This is a genomic window from Streptomyces oceani, assembly GCF_001751245.1.
GTDB classification, from domain to species: domain Bacteria; phylum Actinomycetota; class Actinomycetes; order Streptomycetales; family Streptomycetaceae; genus Streptomyces; species Streptomyces oceani.
This window is the reverse complement of sequence record NZ_LJGU01000130.1, coordinates 32,469-49,751: the sequence shown is the minus strand read 5'-3', so window position 1 is coordinate 49,751 and position 17,283 is coordinate 32,469. Positions and strand designations below refer to the sequence as shown.

Below are 17,283 nucleotides of genomic sequence, written 5' to 3'. Positions count from 1 at the left end.
CGCTCGTTTGGATATCCCGAGGAGGGACCTCATGACTGAGACGACGGCACCGCGTGGAGGCGTTCGGCTGCGTGGTGCCACCAAGACCTACGGCGCGGGGGAGACCACCGTCGCGGCCCTCCAGGATGTGGACCTGGACGTCGAACCGGGTGAGATGGTCGTGGTGTTGGGACCCAGCGGCTCCGGCAAGACGACCCTGCTGAACGTGATCGGCGGCATCGAGGCCGCCGACGGCGGGGACATCCGGGTCGCGGGTACGGACCTGACCGGACGGTCGCCGAAGGACCTGGTGGCCTTCCGGCGCGACCGGGTGGGCTTCGTCTTCCAGTTCTTCAACCTGGTGCCGACACTGACGGCCCGGGAGAACGTCGAGGTGATGGTCGAGCTCACTGGACGCGGCGAGCGCCGGCGGGTGCCCGAACTGTTGGACGCCGTGGGTCTGACGGAACGCATGGACCACTTCCCGGCCCAGCTCTCCGGCGGCCAGCAGCAACGGGTCTCGCTTGCCCGCTCGTTGGCCAGCGACCCGGATCTGCTGCTCGCCGACGAACCGACCGGCGCCCTGGACCAGACGACGGGCCAGTCGGTGCTGAAGCTGCTCCAGGACACCAACGAGCAGGGCCGCGGCGTGCTGATGGTCACGCACAACGCCTCGATCGCCTCGATGGCCCACCGGGTGGTCACCATGCGAGACGGAAGCGTGGAGTCCGTGGTGCAGAACGCGACGCAGGCCGACGCCGTCTCCGTGAGCTGGTGAGCCCCAGTGTCTCGCATCCTTCTCACCAAGACCCGTCGCGACCTGCGTCGAAGGCTGCCGCAGTTCGCCGCGATCGCGGTCACCGTGCTCGTCGGCGTGATGCTCTTCGTGGCCAGTTATGACGCCTACCGCAACCTCTCAGCGTCGTACGGCAGCACCTACGAGCGGCTGAACTTCGCCGATCTGACGGTCACCGGCGAAGCTCCGGAGAAGACCGCCGAGGCGGCCCGCACGGCTGAAGGGGTCGACGGCGTCACCACCCGCACGGAGGCCCAAGTCCCGCTGCGCATCGACGACAACAAGCTTCTCGGTCGGGTCACGGGAATGCCCGGCGACGGACAACCCGCCGTCAACCAGATCGATGTGACCTCCGGAAAGGGGCTTGACGCCGACTCTCCGAACGGCGTCGTCGTGGAGCAGCACGCCGCCGACACCTTCGGGCTCTCCCCCGGGGACCAGCTGAGGGGGTTCGACGGTGCCGACTGGCGTACCCTCACCATCCGCGGCGTCGCGGACTCCCCCGAGTACCTCTGGCCCGCACGCAACCGGCAGGAGGTACTGGCCGATCCGCACTCCTTCGCCGTCGTGTTCGCCCCGGAGAAGACCGCCCAGGCACTGGCCGGCCCGAACGCCCCCACCCAGACCCTGGTGCACCTCACCGACCAGGCCCGGGACGCCGGCGCGGAGGATGGGGTCGCCGACCGGATGCGGGCGGCCGGAGCCGTCGACATCATGGCGCGCGAGGACCATCCGTCCGACGCCACACTGCGTCAGGATCTCAAGGGTCTCGAACAACTCGCCGTCGGCTTCCCCGCCCTCTTCCTGTCGGCGGCGGCCATCGCGGCGTACGTTCTGATCACCCGGCTCGTGCTCTCGGAGCGCAAGGTGATCGCGACTTTCCTCGCTTCGGGTGCCTCGCGCGGCGTCGTCGTACGTCACTACCTCGGGCACGGCCTCATCGCCGGCACGTTGGGCGCCGTGCTGGGCGTGGTGCTGGGCACGGTCGCCACCTCCGGTGTGACCCGGGCCTATACCTCGGCCCTGGGGATTCCGGACACCGTCGTGGAGCAGCGTCCCATGGTCATCGTGATCGGCCTGCTCTTCGGGCTGGTCGTGGGGCTGGTGGGGGGCCTCGCTCCCGCTCTCTCCGCCTCCCGGGCAGCGCCCGCGGAGGCGATGCGTGGGGACGTGGGCACGCTACGGCCGCCGGGGCCGTGGAGTCGTGCGCTGGCGAGGACCCGCAAGATTCCCGTCATCGCACGCCTGGCGCTGCGGGAGTTGACCCGCAGCAAGCGGCGGACACTGGCCACCATGACCGGCACCTTCCTGGCCCTGGTCCTCATCCTCGTGTCCGCCGGCATGATCACCAGCATGCGGTCGATGATGAACGTCCAGTTCGATGACGTGCAGAGGCAGGACGCCACGGTCAACGTGGGCCCGAAGGCGCCCGATCTGAAGAAGGACCTGGCGGATGTGCGGGGCGTCACCGAGGTCGAGCGGGTCACCACGGTGCCCACCACCGTCTCGGCGGGCAGCCACTCCTACAGCACCTCCGTCACCGGTTTCCGTAGCGGTACGAGCATGCACGGATTCCGCGGCGACGGCGGCGGCGACAAGAACCTGCCGGCGCGGGGCGTGCTGGCGGGCAAGGCCCTCGCTGACCGGTTGCAGGTGGCCGTGGGTGACACCATCATCGTGCACTCGTCCGAGGGGCAGCAGCGGGTACGCCTCGCGGGGCTGGTGGACGAGCCGCTCGGCACCTCGCTGTACGGCACCCACGACACGGTACGGAAGATCACCGGGGTGGCGGGAAACGCCTATCAACTGCGCTTCGCGGACGGCCTGGACGGCGACCAGCGCCAGGAGGTGCGTACCACCGCCACCAGCCTCGACGGCGTCGTCGCGTACACCGACGAGCAGGCGTTGCAACGTCAGTTGGACCAGTTCCTCAGCCTGTTCTGGATCTTCATCGGGGTGATGCTGATCCTCGGAGGGGTGATGGCCCTGACGGTCATCTACGTCACGATGACCGTCAACGTCGCCGAACGCACCTCGGAGTTGGCCACCCTGCGGGCCGCGGGTGTGTCGTTGCGCAGAGTCGCGGGAATCCTGGCGGTCGAGAACCTCACGGCGACGCTGCTCGCGGTCCCATTGGGACTGGCGGCCGGCACCTTCGGCGCGTGGCAGGCGCTGCAGTCCTTCAACAGCGACATGTTCTCCATGGAGTTGAGCCTCGGCTTCTGGACGCTCCTGTCCGCCACGCTGGCCGTGATCGCCGCCTCGCTGCTGTCCCAGATCCCGATGGCACGCGTGGTGCAGCGCCTGGACATCGCGAAGGTGGTGCGCGAACGGGCCCAGTGACGGCTGCCCCGTGGCGACGCGGCGCGGGTGCTCGGCTGGCCGGCACTTCACCTCGGTGAAGTGCCGGCGTGGTCACGTCTGTGGGGCGGTGCGTATCGGTCCTTATCCGCACGCGGACACCTTTCACCCGGCCCGCAGCTCGTAGGCCACAGGGCCGCTGTCCGTACGGTGCCGTCCACGGGCGGTGCCGTCCACGAGCACGGTAGGCCTGTGTCGACGGCGTGCCTGCCGCTCAGTACGGGTCGTGAATACCCCGACGTGGTCGCCCCGGACATGCCACGGCGCTGCGGCGGGCGAGCCGTACTCGCCGCGCCGCAGCGCCGTTCAGGTCCCGTCGGTGCGCGGCAGTGGTTCAGCGGCACCCTGAGACCAGCGACAGGGAGACCAGCGACACGGGATCAGGGGCGTGCCTCCACGCGGGATCCGGACCACTGTGCGACCTCGTCGCTGGCTGGTACGGGACCCAGGTCCTCGTCAGAGCCCTTCGGACGCCGGCCGTTCGACGAGCCCTGGTTGCCGTTGCCGTGGCTGACCGGCTCCGCACCGCCGCTGACCTCCTCCTCGGTGGCGGCTACTTCGGCGTCGTCGGGCGGGGTTGGTGCCACTGGCCTCCTCAGCGTCGCCCGCGGCCGCTTCCCGGAGCAACTTGTCGCGGATCGCGAGATACTTGGCGTTCATCTCGTCCGCGGAGACGAACTTGTCGACGCCCCGAGCGCTGATCTCCGGTTCCCGCCGATAGACCATGCGCATGCGCTCCTGGACCCGCTTCCGCACGAAGAGCGCCGCCTTCGGCAGGGCCCGTCGCAGCGTCTTTGACCGGAGGACGGGCTTGAGCGAACGGCTCTCGTACCACCGGAAGAACACCCGCGTGTCCCCCTCGTCGATGGACGGCATCCAGATCGTGGTCCCGAACTGGTTGCTGACGATGTGCACCATGCAGGGGAAGGAGAAGACCACCTCGAAATGCGTGCAGTTCGACGGGTCGCCTTCTTCCACCTGGTCAAAGGACGCTCACAGGGTGGTGCCGTCCACCGACAGGCGGCGGTTGTCGACCATCGTGGCGGCCACGTGCCTCTCCGGCCGTCCAGCCCGAGATTGCGCAGCGTACCGGCTAGGCCGACGTAGTTCATGTAGTTGAACCAGTGACCCCGGTGCACCCAGGGGATGTGGTAGAACTCCAACAGACTCTCGATGTAACGGGTGTAGTGCACCGGTTGGGTCCACGAGTCCGTCTCGTAGAGCATCGGCAGGTCGGCGACCTCGGGCGGGACGTCGACCTCGGACAGACTGGCCTCGTCCCGGTCGTCTCCCCACCACATCCAGACCGGGCCACAGCGTTCCCGGACGGGATAGTTCGCCATTCGCAGCGACTTCGGGATGCGGCCCTGGCTCCCGACGGCCGGGACACGCACGCACCGTCCGTCTCGAAGCGGAAACCGTGGTACGGGCACTCGACCGAGGCGCCTCTGAGCCGACCGTCTCCGAGGTGCGCTCCCTTGTGCGGGCAGCGGGCGTCCTGGCAGACGAGTCGGCCGTCCAGGTCGCGCCACACGATGATGTTCTTCCCCAGCCTGCGAGCCTCGGTGGGCTTGTCGCTCCGTAAGTCCTCGACCCGCAGATGGGCTACTACTGATGGGAAATCATTTCGTGTCTCCTCACCTTCCATGACCGGGCTTGCGGGTGCTCGGTTTGGGGGCTCCTCATCCCTCGACGACCTCGACGGTGCCGGTGTCGCCGTCCACCACGACCATGTCTCCGGTGTTGACGACCTGTGTCGCGTGCTTGGTGTTCACCACCGAGGGCACGTTGAACTCGCGTGACACGATCGAGCTGTGCGAGAGCATGGAGCCGATGTCCGTGACGACCCCGCCCGCGATCGCGAACAGCGGCGTCCATGAAGCGTCCGTGTAGCGGGTGACGAGGATCTCGCCGGCCTGGAACTCGTCGGCCTGCCAGACGAGGTCCTCCACGATGCGGGCCCGCCCGACGATCCTTCCCGGGCTGGAGCCGAGGCCGTGCAGCTTCGTGCCGTCCACCGGGGCGCGGACGGCACGGTTGACGTCGTGCTCCCCGACGAAGGTGAGCGGCGGCTCCGGCAGGCGCTTGTGGTACTCGTGCAGCCGACGTGCCTCGTCGATGCTCCTCCGGTCGAAAGCGGCGAGCTCCTCGGCGTTTCCGGCGAGGTAGGACCGTACGTCCTCGAAGTCGAGGTAGGACACCTCGTCCAGGGAGTGCAGGACGCCGCGCTCCACCAGTCGTCGGCCCACCTCGTAGACAACGTTCCGCACCAGCCAGATCGAGGTCACCATCGACATCCTGGTGTTCTCCCGAAGTTCGCTGCACAGCCCGTAGAGGGAGATGACGGTCTCGATGGTCTTGCGCTTCGGCAGCGAGAGCTTGGCCAGCGCGTCGCGGGAGGCGTCGTGGTAGCTGCTGCCGCGCTGGAGGATGTCGTCCACCGAGAAGCCGTCGGCGGCGTACCTCCTGATCATCTGGAAGATGTACGAGGGGTCGTCGATCCAGCGCGGGTGGCTGATCTCCATCTCCTGGTGGCCACGGGCGCCGTTGGCGCGTAGGAAGGGCTCGACGTGGGCGTCCCAGAAGGCACGCCCCTCCTCGTCGTCGCGCAGTGCCCGGGTGATGTGCTCCAGTGGCTCCTCGTTGATGATCCGCAGCACCCGTGGACGTTCCTTGGCCGCCTGGGCGACCGCCCAGACGTCCTTGGCGGACTCCACGGTGCGCAGGCTCGACATGTCCGTCTTGATGCGGTTCTGCAGGTTGGCGCCCTCGTCGCCCAGCCATCGCGCGCACAGTTCGCTCAGTACGCCGTAGAAGCCGAAGGCGTTGATGTAATAGGGCATGTAGCCGACGTGCATGTCGTGGAAATAGCCGAGATAGCGGTTCAGTTCGGTGCGCAACTCGGTCTGGCTCATCGCGGTCAGGTCCAGCTGACGGGCACGGTCGAACTCGTAGAGCCGGGAGCGGGACATCTCTCGGGAGCGTGCCTGCATCCGCGTCATCTCGGCGACGGTGCTGCGCAGCCAGTAGGCGGTGGACAGTGCCTCCTCGACCCCGCCGGGGAAGGTGCCGAACGGATTCTCGTAGGTGCCGAGGTCCGTCTCCTCACTGGTGAACCGTGCGGTGAAGCGGCGCTGGTCACGGGTGGGCAGGCACTGACCCAGCATGTACGAGGTGAAGGAGATGTTGAGGTAGACGTGCCCCTGGAGGAAGCCCATGTGCTGCTCCGGCTCGCCGGTGTCGCGCACGCCCACGGCCGTCGCGCAGTCGCGGTGCACGTTTTCCCGGTAGTAACGCGCGAAGCTCAGCCCCAGCGGGGTCATCAGGCCGACGAAGATCTCGCCGATGTCCATCCGGGACCAGAGGGTGCCCTTCCGGATGGTGTCCTTCTGCGGACTGGTGTACGGGGTGTTGCTGCCGGTGGTCACCGCGGCCGGGTCGGTCGGGGGTCGTGTGGTGATCGGGCGGGTCTGGAAGAGGTGGAAGGCGCCGTCCAGCCAGCCCCATTCGATGTCCTGCTCGGCGCCGTAGTGTTCCCGGACCCGGGTGGCGAGGCGGGCCAGCTCGCCGAGCTGTTCGTGCGACAGGCACGGTACGTTACGGGAGGCCGCGTCCACCTTGGTCATGCCGATCTTTCCCGGCTCCAGGGGCGCGCACTTGGTGACCTTGTGTCGGACGCGCTCGTCCACGACCTCCATCGTGCGGTCGTCGACGACGAAGAAGTCGCTGGAGACGCGCCCGGATACCAGCCCCTCACCGAGGCCCTGGCACGCTTCGACGACAAGGCGGCTCGGTCGCGCGCTCACCGGGTCGACGGTGAACAGCACTCCGCTGACCTCGGCGTGGATCATTTGCTGCACCACGACGGCGATCGACCCGTGGGGTTCGTCGTCGTTCCGGTAGGCCGTCGCCCGGTCGGACCACAAAGACGCCCAGCAGCGGCGTACGGCGTCGAGCAGGTCCGTGTCGCCGGAGACGTCGAGGACGGTGTCGTGCTGGCCGGCGAAGGACTGGTCGGCGGAGTCCTCGCGGATCGCCGAGGAGCGCACCGCGACCCGCGGACGACCCAGCTCCGCGTAGGCGCTCAGGACGGGCTCGGCCAGCTTCTTCGGGATCTCGGTGGCGAGCAGCAACTCCCGGACGGTACGGCTGTCGGCGTCCCGTGCCTTCCCCTCCAGACCGGTTTCCCGGAGGAACGCGTCGAACAGCTCTGTGGTGAGGCAGAAGGCGGGTGGTACGGGGAGCCCCGCTCCGGTCATCTCGGCGAGTTGGGACGCCTTGCCGCCCAGCTTGCTGAGGCCCGGCTGCCGTTTGCCGTCGAGGACGACGACGTGACTGGTGGCGGAGGACTCGCGCCTCGCCGATTCGGTGCTCTGCATGGTTCGTCTCCTGGACGCTCAGACCTGAGTGGGGTGGGTGTTGCTGGCCGTGAAAGCACGGAACTGCTCGCCCGGAACGACCCGGTTCGTCCGTACGTCGGAGAAGCCGGCACGCTCTAGCTGCGCCACGAGCTCGTCCTCGCGTGGCAGCGCGCCACCGAAGTCGGCATGCCGGAACCAGAGGTTCAGGACCTCCATCCCGATGTTGCCGCCCCGGCAGGCGCTGGTGAGCAGGAGCCTTCCGCCGGGCGTGAGCAGGGAACGGGCCTTCCGCAGTACGGCCACCCGCTCGCTCTCCGGAAAGTAGTAGATGTTGTTGTGCAGGGTGACGAGGTCGAACTGCGGCTGCAGCGAGAGATCGCGGAGATCGGCCTGCCGGGTCTCCACACGGTCGGTGAGGCCCCACTCGACCATGTTCTTGGCGGCCTCGTCAGCGACCTCCGCCTGCAGGTCCACGGCCAGCGCTGTGAGCCTCGGGTTGAGTTCGGCCGCGTGCTTGACGTAGACGCCACTGCCGCACCCGACCTCCAGAAGGCGCAGCGGAGTACCGCGATCCAGGACGCTTGAGATCGCCTCCTCCACCAGCGGCCGCACCACCAGGCTGGCACGGGCGATGACCGCGCCGTCCTGGTCGCTGAGGGAGAACCGTCGGCCTTCCCGCAGCATGCGGGGTCCGTTCAGCAATACCGGCAGGTGGAAGCGCATGACCTCCTCGAGGGCGGCGGCGAGGGCGTCGTTGTCGGCCTTCGCGAGGGCCTTGGCCGAGAGGCTCCGGAGCGTGTAACAGCCCTCGCGGCGGCGGAGGTCGCCCAGCCGGACGCCGACTTCCAGCCAGTCGCGCAGTCGGCTCCTGTCCTCGTGCGGTACCTCGAGTTTCTCGGCGAGGCTCGCCACGTCGCACGGACGCGTCGAGAGCCAGCGCAGGACGCCGGAACCAGCGGCGGAGGAGAGGAACGCCGCCCGGTAGGTCGGCTCGACGACGCCCTTCGAGAGGGCCAACAGCAACGGCATACGAGGGTTGCTGAAGATCCGTCCCATGGTGGCCACGTCGGGGATCGGCCCCGGGGCGCGGCCGGTGATGCTCCTGGCGAGACTCTGCATGTCCATCGATACGTGTCCCTAGGTGGTGGCGGGCTGGGTGTGGGTGACCGGGACGCCGTGCGGCCGGTTCAGTTCACCGCGCAGGTCCCGCAACAGCCGGGCTCTGGCGGGGTCGTCGGACAGGAAGAAGTGGCCGCCCGGGAAGTGGCGGCGCACGAACGAACTCGACGTGTAGGCGCGCCATGCCTCGACCTCGGTCGTCGAGGCGATGGGGTCCTCGGTCGCCGAGTACGCCGTCATGCGGCACCCCAGCGGAGGACGGGGGCGCCAGCGGTACGTGTCGCACATCCGCAGGTCGGCTCGCAGAATCGGCAGCCGGCGACGGAAGTAGGCGGTGCCGATGGTCTCCTCCACGTGGCCGAGGCCGCCGAGTTCCTGGATCAGTGCCCGTAGCTCGGGATCGGAGAGCCGGTGGTCCGTGCGGTCGCCGTACAGGTGCGGCGCCCGGCTGCCGGAGACGAAGAGGTGCCGAGGCTCCTCCGTGCCGCGGTCCCGCAGCTCACAGGCCAGCTCGTACGCGAGGAGAGCCCCCATGCTGTGGCCGAAGAGCGCGTAGTCGCGGGTGAGTCCGTGCGTGGCGAGGCTGGTGGCGAGGTCCGCCGCCAAGGGGGCGACCGAGTCGTACGGCTCCTCACCCAGTCGCGTGCCTCGCCCCGGAAGCTGTACGGGCACCACCCGCACCCGGTCACCCAGCGCCTGCCCCCACTGGCGGTACGTGGCGGCCGTGCCGCCGGCGTAGTGCAGGCACAGCAGCACCACCTCGGCCTCGCTGGACTGGCCGGATTGGCCGGCGGTACCGGCGGAGCCGAGGTACGGGAACCACGTGGCCGCGGTGTCCCACACCTCAGCGGGGGACACGTTCGCGTCCCTCCGCGGAGTCGAGCCAGGCGATAGTACGCCGCATCCCCTCGGGGAAGTCGACCGCGCTCTTGAAGCCGAAGTCCCGTTGGGCGCGGTCGATGGCGTACGACTGGTCGCGGTTGAAGAGGTGGACGGTGTGCCGGGTGAGTACCGGCCGGGAACTGACGCGCAGGGCGCCGTACAGCTTCTCGGAGACCGTGGCCACGACGGTGGCCAGCGAGGCGGGCAGGTTGATGGCGGGCGGTTGTGCACCGATGCCCGAGGCGAGAGCGGAGACGTACTCGCGCCAGGTCGTCAGCTCGGGATCGCGCAGGTTGTACGTCCTGCCGGCCGTCTCCTCGGTGCTCGCCGCGTTGATCATTGCTTCGACGGCGTTGTCGACGTAGAGGAGACCGGCGGGCACCTCGCCCCCGCGGATGTGGATCATCTGCTTCCGCACCAACAGGTTGCCGACCTCGATCACGAAGTCCTTGCTGCCCGGGCCGTAGACGGTCACCGGCCGGATGACCGTGACCGGCACCCCGGTGTCCGCGGCGGCCTTCCACACGGCGCGCTCCCCCAGCAGCTTGCTGCGGTTGTACGGCAGACCGATGTCCTTGGGCGGGGTGTCCTCGGCACCGGGACGGGTCGGATAACCGTAGACGTCGGTGGTGCTCAGGTGCAGGACTCGGCGCACCGTGCCGGCCGCCCCCGCGGCCTCCACGATGTTTCTCGGCCCGTCCACGTTGGCGCGGTGGAAGTCCTCCCAGCGACCCCAGTCGGCGGACATGCCGGCGCAGTTGTACACCCGTGCGACGCCCCGCACGGCGCGGCGGACGCTGTCCGGGTCGCACATCGTGCCGACCGTGATCTCGGCCGCCGCGTCGCCGAAGGCCGAGCGGTCGCTGCCCTCCCGGACCAACACACGGACCCGGTGCCCGAGTTCGCTCAGGCGACGGGTCAGATGCCCTCCGATGAAGCCACTGGCGCCGGTCACCAGGACGTCGGGACCGTCACTGCCGGGCCTGCCGCCGCCGGGTGTGGTGGCCCCTTCGTCGGTGGGGGAGTTGTCGCTGTGCTTAACCATGAGTCTCACCAAGCAGGTCGAGGGAGCGTTCGAGATCGGCTTCGCTGTGGTCGGCGTTGACGAAGAATCGGAGGCGGCAGGCGTCGGCGGCCACGGCCGGATAGCCGATCGGCATGACGTTCACGCCCTGCTCGAGCAGCGCGTTGGAGCGCGCCATGGTCTTCTCCCAGTCACCGGTGATGACCGGGATGACCGCGGAGGCACGGGAGACGCCGATGTCGAAGCCCCGTGCGCGGGCGCTCGTACGGAAGAACTCGGCCAACTCCCGCACCCTGCGCACCCGCTCCGGCTCGTCCCGAATGACCCGGAAGGCCTCGAGGGCGGCGGCGGTGTTCGCCGGCGAGATCCCGGTGGAGAAGATGTGCAGGGGAGTGGTGTATTTGAGGTACTCGATGATCGGGCCACGAGCGGCGATGTAGCCGCCGAGGCTGCCGATGCCCTTGCTGAGGGTGCCCATCCACAGGTCCACGTCGGCGGGGTCGGTGTCGAAGTGTTCGCCGAGGCCACGACCGGTGGCCCCGAGCACGCCGATGGAATGCGCCTCGTCGATCATCAGCATCGCGTTGTGGCGCTGTTTGACCTCGATGAACCGTGGGAGTTCGGGGATGTCGCCGTCCTGGCTGTAGGCGCCTTCGATGACGACCAGCGCACGCCGGTGTCGGGCGCGTGCGGCTCGCAGGATGCGATCCAGCGCCTCCCAGTCGTTGTGCGGGAAGGGCCTTCGACGGGCGCCGGAGAGGATGCAGCCGCGCACCGTGCTGTCGTGAATCCACTCGTCGTGCACCACCAGGTCTTCGGGACCGAAGAGATGTCCCACCGCGGCGACGTTGGTGGCATGGCCCCCGGCGAACACGATCGCCCTGTCGACTCCGAGGAACGCGGCGATCTCGGCGTCCAGCTCGTGATGCAGCGGTGTCTCGCCGAACAGCAGTGGGGTCGCGGAACTGGAGGTGCCGTACCGGTCGATGGCGTCCTTGGCCGCCTGGCGCACCCGTGGGTGGTTGGACAAGGCGAGGTAGTTGAAGGACGCGAAGTTGATCACCCGCCGTCCCTCAATGGTGGTGGAGCCCGAGTTGAAGCCCTCATGAACCCGGCCGTAGGGGTTGGCGCCGCTGCTGCCGATCTGTTGGAGCCGGTCCAGATGGACGGCGTACTCGGCCCACTCCTCAATCGCGTTCTCCTGCTTCACCGGCGGCGGCGCCGTCTCCGGAGCCGCCGGAGTGCTGGGAGGGGCCGGTGCGTTGGCCACGGACGGGACGGGCTCCGGCGGGGCGGTGGCCCGAGGGGCCGCTGGTGCGGCACCGGCCGCCTCGAGCCGCTCGACGAGGTCCGACACGGTGGGGTCCTCGGGTAGTCCCTCCCGCAGTTGCTCCGCCTCGTGCGGGTAGTGCGTCTGGAGGCGCCGCTGCAGGTCGGTACGCATCAACGAGTCGAAGCCCAGGTCCATGCCGATCCTGGCCTCCGGAGCGATCTGCTCGACGGGGAATCCACAGATGAGTGAGACACCGTCGAGTACCACGGAGCGTACGGACCGTGGTGTGGGCGGAGCGTTGACCGCGGCTGGTGGGGCGGTCGGACCCACGGGCACCGGGGCCGGGCGCGCCGGAGCCCCTTCCGGGGCCGCCAGCCAGTACCGCTGACGCTCGAACACCGTGTGCGGGAGCGGCACGCGGCTGCGATGGTGCTCCCGGTCGAGCGCCGTCCAGTCCACCTCGCCGCCCGCACAGTGGAGGCGGCCCAGGGACTGCAGCAGCGTTACCCACTCGTCCTTGCCCCGGCGCAGCGAGGGCAGCCACAGGGCCGCCGGTTCGCGCGCCTCCTCGGGGACGGCGTGCTCGACGTCCCCGGCCCGCGTCTCGGTACGGGCGGCAGCCGTCGAGCGACCTAGGTTGAGCAGCGTGGGATGTGGTCCGATCTCGACGAAGGCGGTGCAGCCCATCCGCATCATCTCGTCGAAGCCGTCGGCGAACCGCACCGTGCCCAGCATGTGCTCCACCCAGTAGTCGGCGTCGACCTGGGTGACCAGTCGCCCCGTGGCATCCGAGATCCACGGTGTGTGGGGCTTCTGGAAGCGCACTCCCGCCGCGACGTCCAGCAGTGGGGCCGCCGCCGAGGCCATCAGCTTGGAGTGGAAGGCATGCGACACCGCGAGCGGGCGTACGCTGACCTGCCGCTCCGGCAGGCTCGAACGAAGCTCGGCGATCTCCTCGGCCGCTCCGGAAAGCACCACGTGAGTTGGTGTGTTGATGGCGGCGACACTGACCGAGGCGTAGTCGGCGGCGGCCGAGCGGACGATGTCCGGGTCGCCGACGCACGCGATCATCGTGCCCTCGCCTGGCTGCGCGTCCATGTGGCGCCCGCGCTCGGCGGCCAGCAGCAGCGCGTCCTCCTGGGAGAGCACGCCGGCGACGTACGCCGCGCTGAACGCCCCGACACTGTGACCGAGCAGCGCGGTGGGGCGTACTCCGAGGGACATCCAGAGTTCGGCCAGGGCCATCTCGAGCGCCACCAGGGCCGGTTGACAGCATCGTGTGCGTTGTAGCCGCTCGGCCTGTGCCGGGTCGAAGAGCACGTCGGTGAGCGAGGTGCCCAGCAGCGGGCGCAGCGTCTCGTCCGCCTGGTCCAGGGCCCGGGCGAACGAGGGGTGCGCTTCGTACAACTCCCGGCCCATACCGGCGTACTGCGTGCCCTGGCCGCTGAAGAGGAAGCCGACCCTGGGCGGCGACGTCCGCACCACGTGGTCGCGCACCGCGGCGGTGGACGGCTCGTCGTGGGCCAACCGGTCCAGTGCGGTGTCGAGTTCCTCCCGGGTGCTCACGGTGAGGGCGGCACGATGCGGCAGATGCGACCGGCCGGTGTTCGCCGAGTGGCTCAGGTCGGCCAGGGACGTGCCGGGGTGCGCGGCGAGATGCGTACGGTACTGCTGGGCCAGCGCGGTGAGGGCCGTCGGGGTGCGGGCCGACAGGCACAGCGTGTGCGCTGGGCGTGGCGTGGTCACGGATGGCACCTCTTCGGTCGACGCGGGGGGAGACTCGACGATCACGTGCGCGTTGGTGCCGCCGAAGCCGAAGGAACTGACTCCCGCTCGCGCCGACTCCCCGGCGGATCTGGGCAGCCCGCAGGGCTGTACGGGTACGGCGAGGCCGGCGCCGTCCCAGTCCAGATGGCGGTTGGGGGTCGTGAGGTGGAGCAGCGGCGGCACCTCACGGTGCCGGACGACCAGGGCCGCCTTGATGAGCCCCGCGATGCCCGCCGCGGCTTCGAGATGGCCGAGGTTGGTCTTCACCGAACCGACCAGACAGGGCTGGTCCGCCGGCCGGTCACGGCCGTACAGGTCGGCGAGTGCCTCCCACTCGACAGGATCACCCAGGGTCGTGCCGGTGCCGTGCGCCTCGACGTAGTCGATCTCATTGGCCAGCAGCCCGGAGCGGGCGAGCGCGCCGGCCATCACGGCGCGCTGGGCCGTGCCCCTGGGCGCGGTGAGGCCGTTGCTGCGACCACCGTGCCCCACGGCGGAGCCCCGGATGGTGGCGTAGATCCGGTCGCCCTCGGCACGGGCCGCGGAGAGCGGCTTGAGGCACAGCAGCCCGGCGCCCTCGCCGCGTACGTAACCGTCGGCGGCGTCGTCGAAGGTGCGGCAGCGCCCGCTGGGGCTGAGCATGCGGCCGTCCGCGAAGGCCGCGGACAGCCCCGGGGCGAGCATGAGGTTCACCCCGCCGACGAGGGCGACGTCGCATTCCCCGTTACGGATTCCCTGGCAGGCGGCGTGCACGGCGACGAGCGAGGAGGAACAGGCGGTGTCGACGGTGAGGCTCGGACCGTGCAGGTCGAAGAAGTAGGAGAGCCGGTTGGCCGCGACCGACTGGGCGTTGCCGGTCGCGGAGTAGACGTCCACGTTGTCCGGATAGGGCAGTTGCAGCTCTCCGTAGTCGTGGCTGCTGATGCCGACGAAGACGCCGGTGTTGGTCCCGGCGAGCCGGGCGGGCGCGATCCCGGCGTCCTCGAGGGTCTGCCAGGCGACCTCGAGAAGCAGCCGCTGCTGCGGGTCCATCCGCTGGGCCTCGCGTGCGGAGACTCCGAAGAAGCGGGCGTCGAACTCGTCGACATGGTCGAGGAATCCGCCGTACGCCGGGGCGTTCACCTCATTGACGTCCCAACGGTCCAGCGGGGTCTCCGTCACGGTGTCACGGCCGTCGAGCAGCAGCCGCCAGTAGCCGTTGACCTCCGGAGCGCCGGGGAACCGGCAGCCGATTCCGACGATGGCGATCGGCTCGGCGGCGTCGACGTGCCCGCTGGCGTCGGCCGGCCGGGCTCCGGCCGCCAGCGCATCCTGAGCGGCCGGTATGGCATAACCGGCCGACGCCGCCTCGGGTGACGGAGCGTCGGCACCGGGCCCGGGCGCCGCCGCGATGTGCCCAAGGTGCTCGGCCACCTGTCGGACGGTCGGGTGGTCGAAGACCAGCCCGGGCGAGAGATCCGACCCCAGCCAGCAGCCCAGTTCGCCCGCGAGTGCCACGGCCTGCTTGGAGTCCAGTCCGAGGGAGACGAACGGTGCGGTGGTGTCGACGGTCGAGGTCGGCAGGCCGAGCCGGGCGGCGACCCGGGAGGCCAGCCAGGACTCGATCTCCTCGCTCCCGGGCGGGGAACCGGCGGGTTCCTCGGGTGGCAGGCACAGCTCCACGAGAGTACCCACGTACGGGCGGACGAGCAGGTCACCGGCCGGCAGCCGTACACCGAGGCGTCGCTCCACCGTGCGCAGGACGTCCAGCAGGGCGGCGTAGTCCAGGCCCAACTCCGCGAAGGACCGCTCCTCGTCCTCTCGCGGACCGTCGCCTGTGCACTGCTCGGCCACGGCCGACAGCACGCTCCTGGTGACGTGCGAGCGTCGTTCCGCGGCCGGGAGAGCCGACGGGGCCGAGGGAGCGTCCTCCCGGCGGGCGTCCTGTGAGCGCGTGTCCGCCGGGGCCACGTCTCGTACGACGCTCGCCGCCACGACGGTGAGTTCCAGGTCGAGCAGGCCCTGCCGGGTGGCCTGGCGCTGGATCTTGCCGCTGGTGGTCACCGGTACGGTGGACGGCTTGAGGAGGACGATCGTGTGCGGCGTCGTCTCGTGCTCCTCGGCGAGGCGCGTACGCAGGGCCGCAAGGAGGTCCGCGGGGTCGCCGGTGTGCCGGGCGCTGAGCTCGTAGGCCAGGCCCAGCTGTTCGCCTGCCTCGGTGGGCACGCCGAAGGCCGCGCCGTTACCGGGGCGGATGCCGTCGGTGGTCTTCTCGGCGGTGAGCTCGACGTCCTGCGGGTAGAGATTGCGACCCTGAACGATCACGACGTCCTTCGTACGGCCGGTCACGAACAGCTCGCCGTCCCGTTGGAAACCGAGATCGCCCGTGCGTAGCCAGTCGTTCTCCGAATCGCCGTGCAGCCGGGCGCCGAAGGTCTCCGCCGTCGCTTCCGGTCGCCGCCAGTAGCCGTACGCGACCGCGGGGCCGGATACCCAGATCTCGCCCACCGTCCCCCCCGGGGTACGACGTTGGGTGCGGGAGTCCACGACGGCCACCTCGACGCCGTCGACGGCGGTCCCGCAGCTCACCGCCCGCGTGGTGCGGGAGGTGCTGGTCTGCGGCGGTTCGGCGGTGCCGGTCTCCAGCGCGCCGGCGTCGAAGTCACCGATGGTGCAGCGCTGGTCCGCTCCGATGCCGGAAACCATCAGGGTGGCCTCGGCGAGGCCGTAGCACGGCAGCAGCGCGTCCGGAGCGAAGCCACAGGAGGCGAAGGTCTCGGCGAAGCGCTCGAGGGTGTCGGCACGGACGGGCTCGGCGCCGTTGACCGCCACCCGCCACCGGCTCAGGTCGAGTCCGTTTCGTTGCTCCTCGGTGACGCGCCACAGGCACTGCTCGAAGCCGAAGTTGGGCGCGATGCTGGTCGAGGCGCCCGTGCTGGACAGCGTCTCCAGCCAGGTCAGCGGCCGTTGCACGAAGGTCAGCGGAGCCAGGAGGTGGGCGGGGATCCCGCCGTAGAGCGGAGTGAGGACGCCACCGATGAGGCCCATGTCGTGGTAGGGCGGAAGCCAGGAGACCACCCCCGACTCCTCGTCGTGACCCAGCCGCAGGTGGATCGCCCGCAGGTTGCGCACCAGGTTCCCGTTGCTGACCATCACTCCCTTGGGAGCGGCCGTCGAGCCGGAGGTGTACTGCAGGAAGGCGAGCGCGTCGGGATCGCTGCCCGGGGCCTCCCACGCCTCGGCCTGGGCGGTGTCCAGTTGCTCGCTGGCCACCCAGTGCAACTGGTCGAGGCCGCTGGTGGCGAGTTCGCCGCGTTTGGCCTCGGCCGTATCCCGTACGTCGCGGGTGGTGAGCGCGTGGGTGGCGCCGGAGTCCCGGGCCACGGCGGAGAGTCGGGCGAGGCTCTGCCCGAACCGTGCGCGATGCGGCGGGTAGGCGGGCACGGCGAGGGCTCCGGCGTACAGACAGCCGAAGAACGCGGAGATGTAGTCGAGCCCGGGCGGGTGCAGCAGCAGGACGGGTTGGCCGCCGAGCCCCCGCTGTTGCAGGTACGCGGCGATGGTGCGGGCGCGGAGGTCCAGCTCGCGGTACGTGAGGGTGGCACCGGTGTCCTCGGCCGACCGCAGGAAGCGGTAGGCGAGCGCGTCCGGCGCCAGTTCCCGCCGACGCCGCAGCAGGGCGGCGACCGTCGTGGGTTCGGTTCCCTGCCAGAGCCTCTCGATCGGGAGTGCAGTCAAGATC

General features: G+C 69.8%; 9 protein-coding genes. 2 read left to right on the top strand and 7 right to left on the bottom strand.

All coding sequences use genetic code 11. The features are described 5' to 3' along the window. The first annotated feature begins 31 nt into the window (after nt 1-31). The gene (locus AN216_RS16225) at nt 32-757 is read left to right on the top strand and encodes an ABC transporter ATP-binding protein (protein ID WP_070197404.1); all 726 of its coding nucleotides are present in this window, start codon (nt 32-34) and stop codon (nt 755-757) included. A gap of 6 nt (nt 758-763) precedes the next feature. After that, nucleotides 764-3,118, top strand: coding sequence for an ABC transporter permease (locus AN216_RS16220; protein WP_070197403.1), 2,355 nt, complete (start codon nt 764-766; stop codon nt 3,116-3,118). 474 nt (nt 3,119-3,592) lie between these two features. Here the strand turns inward: AN216_RS16220 and AN216_RS16215 are convergent, their stop codons facing one another. The 7 genes from AN216_RS16215 to AN216_RS27225 form a co-directional block, all read right to left on the bottom strand. Then, a complete protein-coding gene (locus AN216_RS16215; RefSeq protein ID WP_139140940.1) occupies nt 3,593-4,114 on the bottom strand; it encodes a hypothetical protein in 522 nt (173 codons plus the stop codon). A 130-nt stretch (nt 4,115-4,244) separates the two neighbouring features. Then, nucleotides 4,245-4,784 carry a Rieske (2Fe-2S) protein gene (locus AN216_RS27230; RefSeq protein ID WP_079166654.1) on the bottom strand — a complete coding sequence of 180 codons (540 nt, stop codon included), beginning with the start codon at nt 4,782-4,784 and terminating at the stop codon, nt 4,245-4,247. A 34-nt stretch (nt 4,785-4,818) separates the two neighbouring features. Continuing rightward, complete coding sequence (gene redH / locus AN216_RS16210) at nt 4,819-7,515, bottom strand: undecylprodigiosin ligase RedH (RefSeq protein WP_070197401.1); 2,697 nt, start codon at nt 7,513-7,515, stop codon at nt 4,819-4,821. Nucleotides 7,516-7,533: 18 nt separating this feature from the next. After that, a complete protein-coding gene (locus tag AN216_RS16205) occupies nt 7,534-8,622 on the bottom strand; it encodes an SAM-dependent methyltransferase (protein WP_070197400.1) in 1,089 nt (362 codons plus the stop codon). A gap of 12 nt (nt 8,623-8,634) precedes the next feature. Beyond that, nucleotides 8,635-9,474: a thioesterase II family protein gene (locus AN216_RS16200; RefSeq protein ID WP_070197399.1), complete on the bottom strand. Its 840-nt coding sequence runs from the start codon at nt 9,472-9,474 to the stop codon at nt 8,635-8,637. Continuing rightward, nucleotides 9,461-10,543: an NAD-dependent epimerase/dehydratase family protein gene (locus AN216_RS16195; protein ID WP_079166653.1), complete on the bottom strand. Its 1,083-nt coding sequence runs from the start codon at nt 10,541-10,543 to the stop codon at nt 9,461-9,463. The genes AN216_RS16200 and AN216_RS16195 overlap by 14 nt, the downstream gene beginning before the upstream one ends. Next, nucleotides 10,536-17,279: a type I polyketide synthase gene (locus AN216_RS27225; protein WP_079166652.1), complete on the bottom strand. Its 6,744-nt coding sequence runs from the start codon at nt 17,277-17,279 to the stop codon at nt 10,536-10,538. Before AN216_RS27225 ends, AN216_RS16195 begins: the two co-directional genes overlap by 8 nt. Between the last annotated feature and the right edge of the window lie 4 nt (nt 17,280-17,283).

Excerpts from the sequence above, each read along its gene's own strand:
- redH (WP_070197401.1), bottom strand. The coding sequence starts at position 7,515 with ATGCAGAGCACCGAATCGGCGAGGCGCGAGTCCTCCGCCACCAGTCAC.
- AN216_RS16225 (WP_070197404.1), top strand. The coding sequence starts at position 32 with ATGACTGAGACGACGGCACCGCGTGGAGGCGTTCGGCTGCGTGGTGCC.
- AN216_RS16205 (WP_070197400.1), bottom strand. The coding sequence starts at position 8,622 with ATGGACATGCAGAGTCTCGCCAGGAGCATCACCGGCCGCGCCCCGGGG.
- AN216_RS16195 (WP_079166653.1), bottom strand. The coding sequence starts at position 10,543 with ATGGTTAAGCACAGCGACAACTCCCCCACCGACGAAGGGGCCACCACA.
- AN216_RS27230 (WP_079166654.1), bottom strand. The coding sequence starts at position 4,784 with ATGGAAGGTGAGGAGACACGAAATGATTTCCCATCAGTAGTAGCCCAT.